Source organism: Pseudomonas sp. PDM05 (assembly GCF_014851685.1).
GTDB lineage: Bacteria > Pseudomonadota > Gammaproteobacteria > Pseudomonadales > Pseudomonadaceae > Aquipseudomonas.
Window position 1 is genome coordinate 200,673 of the sequence record NZ_JACVAC010000001.1, and the last position, 13,061, is coordinate 213,733.

Consider the following 13,061-nt stretch of genomic DNA (forward strand, 5'->3'; position numbering starts at 1 on the left):
CGATGCAATACAATCTCACCAGGATCGACCCGGATGCTCCTAACGATCAGTACCCCATCGGCGAACGGGAAACCGTCTCCGATCCGTTAGAAGATCAAGTCCACAAAAACATCTACATGGGCAAGCTGGAAGACGTGCTGAGTGGCGCGGTCAACTGGGGGCGTAAGAACTCCCTGTGGCCGTACAACTTCGGTCTTTCGTGCTGCTACGTGGAGATGACCACCGCCTTCACGGCTCCCCATGACATCGCGCGCTTCGGCGCCGAGGTTATCCGGGCATCACCGCGCCAGGCGGATTTCATGGTTATCGCCGGCACCTGCTTCATCAAGATGGCGCCGATCATCCAGCGCCTCTACGAGCAAATGCTTGAACCCAAGTGGGTGATCTCCATGGGTTCGTGCGCCAACTCCGGTGGCATGTACGACATCTACTCCGTAGTCCAAGGGGTGGACAAGTTCCTGCCCGTGGATGTCTACGTGCCTGGCTGCCCGCCTCGCCCTGAAGCGTTCTTGCAAGGCTTGATGCTGTTGCAGGAATCGATAGGCAAGGAACGTCGCCCACTGTCCTGGGTTGTCGGAGATCAAGGCGTGTATCGCGCCGAGATGCCTTCGCAAAAGGAACAGCGCCGCGAACAGCGAATCGCAGTCACCAACCTGCGCAGCCCTGACGAAGTCTGATCCAGCACCGCTTCTTTTATAGAACGAAACCCTGGCTTCATTCTTTACGTTGACCGAAAGCGATAAAAAAACCATGACTACAGGCAGCGCTCTGTACATCCCGCCTTATAAGGCAGACGACCAGGATGTGGTCGTCGAACTCAATAACCGTTTTGGCCCTGACGCCTTCACCGCCCAGGCCACACGTACCGGCATGCCGGTGCTGTGGGTGGCGCGCGCCAAGCTCGTCGAAGTCCTGACCTTCCTGCGTAACCTGCCCAAGCCGTACGTCATGCTCTATGACCTGCATGGCGTGGACGAACGTCTGCGCACCAAGCGTCAAGGGCTGCCGAGCGGCGCCGATTTCACCGTGTTCTACCACTTGATGTCGCTGGAGCGTAACAGCGACGTGATGATCAAGGTCGCGCTGTCCGAAAGCGACCTGAGCGTCCCGACCGTAACCGGTATCTGGCCGAACGCCAGCTGGTACGAGCGTGAAGTCTGGGACATGTTCGGTATCGACTTCCCCGGCCACCCGCACCTGACGCGCATCATGATGCCGCCAACGTGGGAAGGTCACCCGCTGCGCAAGGACTTCCCTGCCCGCGCCACCGAATTCGACCCGTTCAGTCTCAACCTCGCCAAGCAACAGCTTGAAGAAGAGGCCGCGCGCTTCCGTCCGGAAGACTGGGGCATGAAACGCTCCGGCACCAACGAGGACTATATGTTCCTCAACCTGGGCCCGAACCACCCTTCGGCCCACGGTGCCTTCCGTATCATCCTGCAACTGGACGGCGAAGAAATCGTCGACTGCGTACCAGACATCGGCTACCACCACCGTGGTGCCGAGAAGATGGCCGAACGTCAGTCGTGGCACAGCTTCATCCCGTACACCGACCGTATCGACTACCTCGGCGGCGTGATGAACAACCTGCCGTATGTGCTCTCGGTGGAGAAACTGGCCGGCATCAAGGTGCCAGACCGCGTCGACACCATCCGCATCATGATGGCCGAGTTCTTCCGGATCACCAGCCACCTGCTGTTCCTGGGTACCTACATCCAGGACGTCGGCGCCATGACCCCGGTGTTCTTCACCTTCACCGACCGTCAGCGCGCCTACAAGGTCATCGAAGCCATCACCGGTTTCCGCCTGCACCCGGCCTGGTATCGCATCGGTGGCGTGGCCCACGACCTGCCGAACGGCTGGGAACGCCTGGTTAAAGAGTTCATCGACTGGATGCCAAAGCGTCTGGACGAGTACCAAAAGGCCGCGCTGGACAACAGCATTCTCAAAGGCCGTACCATCGGCGTCGCCCAGTACAACACCAAGGAGGCCCTGGAGTGGGGTGTCACGGGTGCTGGCCTGCGTTCCACCGGCTGCGATTTCGACGTGCGTAAAGCCCGCCCGTACTCCGGCTATGAGAACTTCGAGTTCGAAGTACCGCTGGCAGCCAATGGCGACGCCTACGACCGTTGCATCGTGCGCGTCGAAGAAATGCGCCAGAGCCTGAAGATCATCGAGCAGTGCATGCGCAACATGCCGGCAGGTCCGTACAAGGCGGATCACCCGCTGACCACGCCGCCGCCGAAAGAGCGCACGCTGCAGCACATCGAAACCCTGATCACGCACTTCCTGCAGGTTTCGTGGGGTCCGGTCATGCCGGCCAACGAATCCTTCCAGATGATCGAAGCGACCAAGGGTATCAACAGTTATTACCTGACGAGCGATGGCGGCACCATGAGCTACCGCACCCGGATCCGTACCCCAAGCTTTGCCCACTTGCAGCAGATCCCTTCGGTGATCAAAGGCGAGATGGTCGCGGACTTGATTGCGTACCTGGGTAGTATCGATTTCGTTATGGCCGACGTGGACCGCTAAGCATGAACAGCACGCTTATCCAGACAGACCGTTTCACCCTGAGTGAAACCGAGCGCTCGGCCATCGAGCACGAGCTGCATCACTACGAAGACCCGCGCGCGGCGTCGATCGAAGCCTTGAAGATCGTCCAGAAGGAACGTGGCTGGGTGCCGGACGGCGCCCTCTACGCCATCGGCGAGATCCTCGGCATCCCTGCCAGCGACGTTGAAGGCGTGGCTACGTTCTACAGCCAGATCTTCCGCCAGCCAGTGGGCCGCCACATCATTCGCGTGTGCGACAGCATGGTCTGCTACATCGGCGGCCACGAGTCGGTGGTCGACGCGATCCAGACCAAACTCGGCATCGGCCTCGGCCAGACCACTGCAGACGGGCGCTTCACCCTGCTGCCGGTGTGCTGCCTGGGCAACTGCGACAAGGCGCCGGCGTTGATGATCGACGACGACACATTCGGTGACGTACAGGCAGCTGGCGTGACCCAATTGCTCGAGGGCTACCCATGACCCTGACATCTTTCGGCCCGGCCAACCTGATCAAGCGTTCGCCTGAAACCCACCCGCTGACCTGGCGCCTGCGTGACGATGCCGAGCCGGTATGGCTCGACGAGTACCAGGCCAAGAACGGTTACGCGGCAGCGCGCAAAGCCTTCGCCGACATGGCCCAGGACGACATTGTCCAGACCGTGAAGGACGCCGGCCTCAAAGGTCGCGGCGGTGCAGGCTTCCCCACTGGGGTCAAGTGGGGCCTGATGCCCAAGGACGAATCCATCAACATCCGCTACCTGCTGTGCAACGCGGATGAAATGGAACCGAACACCTGGAAAGACCGCATGCTGATGGAGCAACTGCCCCATCTGCTGATCGAAGGCATGCTGATCAGTGCCCGCGCACTGAAAACCTACCGCGGCTATATCTTCCTGCGTGGCGAGTACACCACCGCCGCCAAGCACCTCAACCGTGCCGTGGAAGAAGCCAAGGCCGCGGGCCTGCTGGGCAAGAACATCCTCGGTTCGGGCTTTGACTTCGAACTGTTCGTGCACACCGGCGCCGGGCGTTACATCTGCGGTGAAGAGACCGCACTGATCAACTCCCTCGAAGGCCGCCGCGCCAACCCACGCTCCAAGCCGCCCTTCCCTGCCGCCGTAGGCGTGTGGGGCAAGCCGACCTGTGTGAACAACGTAGAAACCCTGTGCAACGTGCCGGCGATCATCGCCGACGGCGTGGACTGGTACAAATCGTTGGCCCGCGAAGGCAGCGAAGACATGGGCACCAAGCTCATGGGCTTCTCCGGCAAGGTCAAGAACCCTGGCCTGTGGGAACTGCCGTTCGGCGTGACCGCACGCGAGCTGTTCGAGGACTACGCCGGCGGCATGCGCGACGGCTACACCTTGAAAGCCTGGCAACCAGGCGGCGCCGGCACCGGTTTCCTGCTGCCCGAGCACCTCGACGCCCAGATGTATGCCGGCGGTATCGGTAAGGTCGGCACCCGGATGGGTACGGGCCTGGCGATGGCGGTGGACAACACCGTGAACATGGTCTCGCTGCTGCGCAACATGGAGCAGTTCTTTGCCCGTGAATCCTGCGGCTTCTGCACCCCATGCCGCGATGGCCTGCCGTGGAGCGTCAAGCTGCTGATGGCCCTGGAAAAAGGCGAAGGCCGCGAGGGTGACATCGAGACCCTGCTGGGTCTGGTCGGTTTCCTCGGCCCGGGCAAGACCTTCTGTGCTCACGCACCGGGCGCCGTAGAGCCATTGGGCAGCGCAATCAAATACTTCCGCTCGGAGTTCGAAGCCGGTATCGCGCCTACCAGCGCCGCCGTCCCGCCTCTGGCGAAGCCGATCGTAGTCGGCGCGTAACGCTTAAAAAGCGAAGGGTCCGTGCCCTTCGCTTTCTCATGTGCTGACGCCTTGATGGCTGTGTAGATGCACATGAATAACAAGATTCCATTAGCCACGCCCGCTGACAACGGGCCAACGAAGAACTTTGAACCATGGCCACTATCCACGTAGACGGCAAAGCGCTCGAAGTCGATGGGGCAGACAACCTGTTACAGGCGTGTCTGTCACTCGGCCTCGATATTCCGTATTTCTGCTGGCACCCCGCACTTGGTAGCGTCGGTGCCTGTCGCCAGTGCGCGGTCAAGCAATACACCGACGAAAACGACACCCGTGGTCGTATCGTCATGTCCTGCATGACCCCAGCCACCGACAACACCTGGATTTCCATCGATGATGAGGAATCCAAGGCGTTCCGCGCCAGTGTCGTCGAATGGCTGATGACCAACCACCCCCACGACTGCCCGGTCTGTGAGGAAGGCGGTCACTGCCACCTGCAAGACATGACAGTGATGACCGGCCACAACGAGCGCCGTTATCGCTTCACCAAGCGTACCCACCAGAACCAGGACCTCGGCCCGTTCATTTCCCACGAAATGAACCGCTGCATCGCCTGCTATCGTTGCGTGCGCTTCTATAAAGACTACGCCGGCGGCACCGACCTCGGCGTGTTCGGCGCCCACGACAACGTGTACTTCGGTCGCGTTGAAGATGGCGTGCTCGAAAGCGAGTTCTCCGGCAACCTCACCGAGGTCTGCCCGACCGGTGTATTCACCGACAAGACTCACTCCGAGCGCTACAACCGCAAGTGGGACATGCAGTTCGCCCCGAGCATCTGCCATGGCTGCTCCAGCGGTTGCAACATCTCCCCGGGCGAGCGCTACGGCGAACTGCGTCGGATCGAAAACCGCTTCAACGGTTCGGTCAACCAGTACTTCCTGTGCGACCGTGGCCGTTTCGGCTATGGCTACGTCAACCGCGAAGACCGCCCACGCCAGCCACTGCTGGCCAACGGCGGCAAGCTGAGCCTGGACGAAGCGCTGGATAAAGCCGCCGACCTGCTGCGCGGCCGCAATATCGTCGGTATCGGTTCGCCCCGCGCCAGCCTCGAAAGCAACTTCGCGTTGCGCGAACTGGTCGGTGCCGAGCACTTCTACAGCGGTATCGAAGCCGCTGAGCTGGAGCGCATCCGCCTGGTCCTGCAAGTGCTGAACGACAGCCCGCTGCCAGTCCCGAACATGCGCGACATCGAAGACCACGACGCGATTTTCGTGCTCGGCGAAGACCTGACCCAGACCGCTGCCCGCGTGGCCCTGTCGCTGCGTCAGTCGGTCAAGGGCAAGGCCGAAGAAATGGCCGACGCCATGCGCGTCCAGCCATGGCTCGACGCGGCGGTGAAAAACATCGGCCAGCACGCGCTGAACCCGCTGTTTATTGCCAGCCTGGCTGAAACCAAGCTCGACGACATCGCCGAAGAATGTGTGCACGCCGCACCAGACGACCTGGCCCGCATCGGTTTTGCCGTGGCCCACGCCCTCGACGCCAGCGCGCCTGCCGTCGAAGGCCTGGACAGCGAAGCCGTCGCACTGGCCCAGCGTATCGCCGACGCCCTGCTGGCCGCCAAGCGTCCATTGATCATTGCCGGCACCTCGTTGGGTTCCAAGGCGCTGATCGAAGCCGCCGCCAACATCGCCAAGGCCTTGAAGCTGCGCGACAAGAACGGTTCCATCAGCCTGATCGTGCCGGAAGCCAACAGCCTTGGCCTGGCCATGCTCGGTGGCGAGTCCCTGGACGCCGGCCTGCAAGCGGTGATCGACGGCAACGCCGACGCCATCGTGGTGCTGGAAAACGACCTGTACACCCGCACCGATGCCGCCAAGGTTGACGCGGCACTGGACGCCGCCAAGGTCCTGATCGTCGCCGATCACCAAAAGACCGCCACCAGCGACCGTGCCGACCTGGTGCTGCCAGCCGCCACCTTCGCCGAAGGCGACGGTACCCTGGTCAGCCAGGAAGGCCGTGCCCAGCGCTTCTTCCAGGTGTTCGATCCGAAGTACATGGACGCCAGCATCCTGGTTCACGAAGGCTGGCGCTGGCTGCATGCCCTGCGCGCCACCCTGCTGAACCAGCCGATCGACTGGACCCAGCTCGACCACGTGACTGCTGCCACCGCCGCGAGCGCGCCGCAACTGGCCCGCATCGTCGACGCCGCGCCGTCCGCCGCGTTCCGCATCAAGGGCATGAAACTGGCCCGTGAGCCGCTGCGTTACTCCGGTCGTACCGCCATGCGCGCCAACATCAGCGTGCACGAACCGCGTACTCCGCAAGACACGGATACCGCGTTCGCCTTCTCCATGGAAGGTTACTCGGGGTCGGCCGAACCGCGTCAGCAGGTGCCATTCGCCTGGTCGCCGGGCTGGAACTCGCCGCAGGCCTGGAACAAGTTCCAGGACGAAGTCGGTGGTCATATCCGCGCTGGCGACCCGGGCACCCGCCTGATCGAAAGCACCGGTGATTCGCTGAACTGGTTCGCCGCCGTCCCGCGTCCGTTCAACCCGGCCCAGGGCACCTGGCAGGTTGTGCCGTTCTTCCACCTGTTCGGCAGCGAAGAGAACTCTTCCAAAGCCGCGCCGGTGCAAAGTCGCATTCCTGAAGCCTACGTGTCGCTGGCCAAGTCCGAAGCCGACCGCCTGGGCGTCAACGACGGAGCCCTGCTCAGCCTGAACGTGGCCGGCCAGACCCTGCGTCTGCCGCTGCGCATCAATGAAGAGCTGGGCGCTGGCCTGGTTGCACTGCCTAAAGGCATCGCCGGCATTCCAGCGGCGATCTTCGGCAAAACCGTTGACGGTCTGCAGGAGGCAGCGCAATGACTTGGTTCACTCCTGAAGTGATCGACGTGATCATCTCGGTGGTCAAGGCCATCGTGATCCTGTTGGCCGTGGTCGTTGCGGGCGCCCTGCTCAGCTTCGTCGAACGCCGCCTGCTGGGCTGGTGGCAGGACCGTTACGGTCCGAACCGCGTTGGCCCGTTCGGCATGTTCCAGATCGCGGCCGACATGCTGAAGATGTTCTTCAAGGAAGACTGGACCCCGCCGTTCGCCGACAAGGTGATCTTCACCCTGGCACCGGTGGTGGCCATGAGCGCCTTGCTGATCGCCTTCGCGATCATCCCGATCACCCCGACCTGGGGCGTGGCGGACCTGAACATCGGCTTGCTGTTCTTCTTTGCCATGGCCGGTTTGTCGGTCTACGCGGTGCTGTTCGCCGGTTGGTCGAGCAACAACAAGTTCGCCCTGCTGGGCAGCTTGCGGGCCTCGGCCCAGACCGTGTCCTACGAAGTGTTCATGGGCCTCGCGCTGATGGGCATCGTGGTGCAGGTCGGCTCGTTCAACATGCGCGACATCGTCGAGTACCAGGCGCAGAACCTGTGGTTCATCATTCCGCAGTTCTTCGGCTTCTGTACCTTCTTCATCGCTGGCGTCGCCGTGACTCACCGTCACCCGTTCGACCAGCCGGAAGCGGAACAGGAACTGGCCGACGGCTACCACATCGAATACGCCGGCATGAAATGGGGCATGTTCTTCGTTGGTGAGTACATCGGCATCATCTTGATCTCGGCCCTGCTGGTCACGCTGTTCTTCGGCGGCTGGCACGGTCCGTTCGGCATCCTGCCGCAGTTGGCGTTCTTCTGGTTCTTCCTGAAGACCGCGTTCTTCATCATGTTGTTTATCCTGCTGCGCGCTTCCATTCCGCGTCCACGATACGACCAGGTGATGGATTTCAGCTGGCGCTTCTGCCTGCCGCTGACCCTGATCAATTTGCTGGTGACGGCTGCCGTTGTGTTGTTGAACACGCCCGCCGGCGCGGTTCAGTGAGGATTTGACCCATGTTCAAATATATTGGCGACATCGTTAAGGGTACCGGTACCCAGTTGCGAAGCCTGGTGATGGTGTTCGGTCACGGCTTTCGCAAACGCGACACCCTGCAATACCCGGAAGAAGCGGTGTACCTGCCGCCGCGCTATCGCGGCCGTATCGTACTGACCCGCGACCCCGATGGCGAAGAGCGTTGCGTAGCCTGCAACCTGTGCGCCGTGGCGTGCCCGGTGGGTTGCATCTCCCTGCAGAAAGCTGAAACCGAAGACGGTCGCTGGTACCCGGACTTCTTCCGCATCAACTTCTCGCGCTGCATTTTCTGCGGCCTCTGCGAGGAAGCTTGCCCGACCACCGCAATCCAGCTGACCCCGGATTTCGAGATGGCCGAGTTCAAACGTCAGGACCTGGTGTACGAGAAAGAAGATCTTCTGATCTCTGGTCCCGGTAAAAACCCTGATTACAACTTCTATCGTGTTGCAGGTATGGCCGTTGCCGGTAAGCCGAAAGGCGCCGCACAAAACGAAGCCGAGCCGATCAACGTGAAGAGCTTGCTGCCTTAAGGAAGAAAGATGGAATTCGCTTTCTATTTCGCGTCCGGTATTGCAGTGGTGTCCACGCTTCGCGTGATCACCAACACCAATCCTGTGCACGCCCTGCTCTACCTGATCATTTCGTTGATCGCCGTGGCCATGACCTTCTTCAGCCTCGGCGCGCCGTTCGCCGGTGTACTGGAAGTGATCGCCTACGCTGGCGCCATCATGGTGCTATTCGTGTTTGTGGTGATGATGCTCAACCTCGGGCCGGCTTCGGTCGCCCAGGAACGCGTCTGGCTCAAACCCGGCATCTGGCTCGGCCCGGTCGTACTGGCAGCCTTGCTGCTGGGTGAACTGCTGTATGTGCTGTTCGCTCACCAGAGCGGCCAGGCCATCGGCCACACCACCGTAGACGCCAAGGCCGTGGGCGTCAGCCTGTTCGGCCCATACCTGCTGGTGGTCGAACTGGCTTCGATGCTGCTGCTCGCTGCAGCCATCACCGCCTTCCACTTGGGCCGCAACGAAGCCAAGGAGCAATGACGATGCCTGCTATCCCTTTGGAGCATGGTCTGGCGGTCGCCGGCATCCTGTTCTGCCTTGGCCTGGTCGGCCTGATGGTCCGCCGTAACATTCTGTTCGTGTTGATGAGTCTGGAAATCATGATGAACGCTGCGGCACTGGCCTTCATCGTTGCCGGTGCACGTTGGGGCCAGCCGGATGGACAAGTCATGTTCATCCTGGTGATCAGCCTGGCAGCCGCCGAGGCCAGTATTGGCCTGGCGATCCTGCTGCAACTGTATCGTCGCTTCCACACGCTTGATATCGACGCTGCCAGTGAGATGCGCGGATGAACATGATCTTTCTGACTTTCGTATTTCCCCTGATCGGTTTCCTGCTGCTGTCGTTCTCTCGCGGACGCTGGTCGGAAAACCTCTCGGCCCTGGTGGGCGTGGGTTCCATTGGCCTGTCGGCGATCGTCGCCGCCTATGTCATCTGGCAATTCAACGTGGCGCCGCCGGAAGGTGGTCACTACACCCTGGTGCTGTGGCAGTGGATGTCGGTGGAGGGCTTCAAGCCCAACTTCGCCCTCTACGTCGACGGCCTGTCGATCACCATGCTTGGCGTGGTCGTCGGCGTGGGCTTCCTGATCCACCTGTTCGCGTCCTGGTACATGCGCGGTGAAGCGGGCTACTCGCGCTTCTTCTCGTACACCAACCTGTTTATCGCCAGCATGCTGTTCCTGGTACTGGGCGATAACCTGTTGTTCCTGTACTTCGGCTGGGAAGGCGTAGGCCTGTGCTCGTACCTGTTGATCGGTTTCTACTACAGCAACCGCAACAACGGCAACGCGGCACTCAAGGCCTTTATCGTCACCCGTATCGGCGACGTGTTCATGGCCATCGGCCTGTTCATCCTGTTCCAACAGGTGGGCACGCTGAACATCCAGGAACTGCTGGTACTGGCGCCGCAGAAATTCCAGGTCGGCGACTTCTGGATCACCCTCGCTACCCTGATGCTGCTGGGCGGCGCCGTGGGTAAATCCGCGCAACTGCCATTGCAAACCTGGCTGGCGGATGCGATGGCCGGTCCTACCCCGGTTTCCGCACTGATCCACGCCGCAACCATGGTCACCGCCGGTGTCTACCTGATCGCCCGTACCCACGGCCTGTTCACCCTGGCGCCGGACATCCTGCACCTGGTGGGCATCGTTGGCGGCGTGACCCTGGTACTGGCCGGCTTCGCCGCGCTGGTACAGACCGACATCAAGCGGATCCTCGCCTACTCGACCATGAGCCAGATCGGCTACATGTTCCTGGCCCTGGGCGTTGGTGCCTGGGACGCGGCGATCTTCCACCTGATGACCCACGCTTTCTTCAAGGCCCTGCTGTTCCTTGCTTCCGGTGCGGTGATCGTTGCCTGCCACCACGAGCAGAACATCTTCAAGATGGGCGGCCTGTGGAAGAAACTGCCACTGGCCTACGCCAGCTTCATCGTCGGTGGTGCCGCCCTGGCCGCCCTGCCGTTGGTGACCGCCGGTTTCTACTCCAAGGATGAAATCCTCTGGGAAGCCTTTGCCAGCGGTAACCAGAACCTGCTGTACGCAGGCCTGGTGGGTGCGTTCATGACCTCGCTGTACACCTTCCGCTTGATCTTCATCACCTTCCACGGTGAAGCCAAGACCGAAGCACACGCAGGCCACGGCATCTCCCACTGGCTGCCATTGTCGGTGCTGATCGTCCTGTCGACCTTCGTCGGCGCCATGATCACCCCGCCCCTGCACGGTGTACTGCCGCAAAGCGTCGGCCATGCCGGCGGCGAAGCCCAGCACAGCCTGGAAATCGCCTCGGGCGCCATCGCCATCGCCGGTATCCTGCTGGCAGCCCTGTTGTTCCTCGGCAAGCGTCGCTTTGTGACGGCCGTGGCCAACAGTGGCATTGGCCGCTTCCTGTCCGCCTGGTGGTTCGCTGCCTGGGGCTTCGACTGGATCTACGACAAACTGTTCGTCAAGCCTTACCTGGCCATCAGCCATGTACTGCGCAAAGACCCGCTCGACCAGACCATCGGTTTGATCCCGCGCGCCGCCAAGGCCGGTCACACCGCCCTGAGCCGCAGCGAAACCGGTCAACTGCGTTGGTATGCCGCTTCCATGGCTGCCGGTGCTGTGCTGGTTATTGGTGCCATCGTCGTGGTAGCGGTCTGATTATGAACACTGCCAACTTTGCGAACTTGCGAAAGGAAACGAGCCTGTCATGATTCTGCCCTGGCTAATCCTGATCCCCTTTATCGGCGGCCTGCTCTGCTGGATGGGTGAACGCTTCGGCGCCACCCTCCCCCGCTGGATTGCGTTGCTGACCATGTCCCTGGAACTCGCTCTCGGCCTCTGGCTGTGGGCCCATGGCGACTATTCATTTGCTCCGGCACCGGGCGTCGATCCCACCTTCGCGCTTGAATTCAAGCATGTGTGGATCCAGCGCTTCGGCATCAACGTGCACCTGGCCCTCGACGGCCTGTCGCTGTTGATGATCCTGCTGACCGGCCTGCTGGGTATCCTTTCGGTACTCTGCTCCTGGAAAGAGATCCAGCGTCACGTGGGCTTCTTCCACCTGAACCTGATGTGGATCCTGGGCGGTGTGGTTGGCGTGTTCCTCGCCCTCGACCTGTTCATGTTCTTCTTCTTCTGGGAAATGATGCTGGTGCCGATGTACTTCCTCATCGCGCTCTGGGGTCACAGTTCTTCGGACGGCAAGAAAACCCGGATCTATGCGGCGACCAAGTTCTTCATCTTCACCCAGGCTTCCGGCCTGATCATGTTGGTGGCGATCCTGGGTCTGGTACTGGTCAACTTCAACAACACCGGCGTGATTACCTTCAACTACGCCGACCTGTTGAAAACCAAGATGTCCCTGACCACCGAGTACATCCTGATGCTGGGCTTCTTCATCGCCTTCGCGGTGAAGCTGCCAGTGGTGCCGTTCCACTCCTGGTTGCCTGACGCTCACGCCCAGGCACCGACCGCGGGTTCCGTGGACCTGGCCGGTATCTTGTTGAAGACTGCCGCTTACGGCCTGCTGCGTTTCGCCCTGCCGCTGTTCCCGAATGCCTCGGCCGAGTTCGCGCCGATCGCCATGACCCTGGGTCTGATCGGGATCTTCTACGGTGCGTTCCTCGCCTTCGCCCAAACCGACATCAAGCGCCTGATTGCCTTCTCGTCCGTTTCCCACATGGGTTTCGTACTGATCGGCATCTACTCCGGCAGCCAACTGGCGCTGCAAGGCGCGGTGATCCAGATGCTGGCCCACGGTGTCTCGGCCGCTGCCCTGTTTATCCTGAGTGGCCAGCTGTACGAGCGCCTGCACACCCGTGACATGCGTGAAATGGGTGGCGTGTGGTCGCGCATCGCCTACCTGCCGGCGATCAGCCTGTTCTTCGCCGCCGCGTCCCTGGGCTTGCCGGGTACCGGCAACTTCATCGGCGAGTTCCTGATCCTGATGGGGGCCTTCGTGCAGACGCCATGGATCAGCGCCATCGCAACGTCCGGCCTGGTGTTCGGTTCGGTCTACTCGTTGATCATGATCCACCGCGCCTACTTCGGCCCGGCCAAGTCCGACACCGTCCTGCAAGGGATGGATGCTCGCGAACTGATCATGGTGCTCGGCCTTGCGGTACTGCTGATCTACATCGGCGTGTACCCGCAACCGTTCCTGGACACTTCTGCCGCAACGATGCATGGCGTGCAGCAGTGGTTCGGCACCGCCTTCTCTCAACTCGCTTCGGCCCGGTAAGAGCG

At 61.4% G+C, this 13,061-nt stretch carries 11 protein-coding genes; all 11 read left to right on the forward strand.

Annotated elements, in window-relative coordinates; translation table 11 throughout:
• Positions 1-2: 2 nt before the first annotated feature.
• On the forward strand, positions 3-677 hold the full coding sequence (locus IB241_RS01005; RefSeq protein ID WP_012724951.1) for a NuoB/complex I 20 kDa subunit family protein: 675 nt from the start codon (positions 3-5) through the stop codon (positions 675-677).
• 73 nt (positions 678-750) lie between these two features.
• Positions 751-2,535, forward strand: a complete 1,785-nt coding sequence (nuoC, locus tag IB241_RS01010) for an NADH-quinone oxidoreductase subunit C/D (RefSeq protein ID WP_192296564.1) — start codon at positions 751-753, stop codon at positions 2,533-2,535.
• Positions 2,536-2,537: 2 nt separating this feature from the next.
• Positions 2,538-3,035 carry an NADH-quinone oxidoreductase subunit NuoE gene (gene nuoE, locus IB241_RS01015; RefSeq protein ID WP_192296565.1) on the forward strand — a complete coding sequence of 166 codons (498 nt, stop codon included), beginning with the start codon at positions 2,538-2,540 and terminating at the stop codon, positions 3,033-3,035.
• Positions 3,032-4,387, forward strand: coding sequence for an NADH-quinone oxidoreductase subunit NuoF (nuoF, locus tag IB241_RS01020; protein WP_135307454.1), 1,356 nt, complete (start codon positions 3,032-3,034; stop codon positions 4,385-4,387). The genes nuoE and nuoF overlap by 4 nt, the downstream gene beginning before the upstream one ends.
• Positions 4,388-4,521: 134 nt before the next feature.
• Positions 4,522-7,236: an NADH-quinone oxidoreductase subunit NuoG gene (gene nuoG / locus IB241_RS01025; RefSeq protein WP_192296566.1), complete on the forward strand. Its 2,715-nt coding sequence runs from the start codon at positions 4,522-4,524 to the stop codon at positions 7,234-7,236.
• Positions 7,233-8,240 (forward strand): NADH-quinone oxidoreductase subunit NuoH, encoded by a 1,008-nt coding sequence (gene nuoH, locus IB241_RS01030; RefSeq protein WP_017137518.1) that lies wholly within the window; start codon positions 7,233-7,235, stop codon positions 8,238-8,240. Before nuoG ends, nuoH begins: the two co-directional genes overlap by 4 nt.
• An 11-nt stretch (positions 8,241-8,251) precedes the next feature.
• Positions 8,252-8,800, forward strand: a complete 549-nt coding sequence (gene nuoI, locus IB241_RS01035; RefSeq protein ID WP_003174725.1) for an NADH-quinone oxidoreductase subunit NuoI — start codon at positions 8,252-8,254, stop codon at positions 8,798-8,800.
• Between the two features lie 9 nt (positions 8,801-8,809).
• Positions 8,810-9,313 (forward strand): NADH-quinone oxidoreductase subunit J, encoded by a 504-nt coding sequence (gene nuoJ / locus IB241_RS01040; RefSeq protein ID WP_017527176.1) that lies wholly within the window; start codon positions 8,810-8,812, stop codon positions 9,311-9,313.
• Positions 9,314-9,315: 2 nt separating this feature from the next.
• Positions 9,316-9,624: an NADH-quinone oxidoreductase subunit NuoK gene (gene nuoK, locus IB241_RS01045; RefSeq protein ID WP_003174727.1), complete on the forward strand. Its 309-nt coding sequence runs from the start codon at positions 9,316-9,318 to the stop codon at positions 9,622-9,624.
• Positions 9,621-11,474, forward strand: a complete 1,854-nt coding sequence (nuoL, locus tag IB241_RS01050; RefSeq protein ID WP_095015610.1) for an NADH-quinone oxidoreductase subunit L — start codon at positions 9,621-9,623, stop codon at positions 11,472-11,474. The genes nuoK and nuoL overlap by 4 nt, the downstream gene beginning before the upstream one ends.
• 49 nt (positions 11,475-11,523) lie before the next feature.
• Positions 11,524-13,056: an NADH-quinone oxidoreductase subunit M gene (gene nuoM, locus IB241_RS01055; RefSeq protein WP_010209575.1), complete on the forward strand. Its 1,533-nt coding sequence runs from the start codon at positions 11,524-11,526 to the stop codon at positions 13,054-13,056.
• The last annotated feature ends 5 nt before the right edge of the window (positions 13,057-13,061 follow it).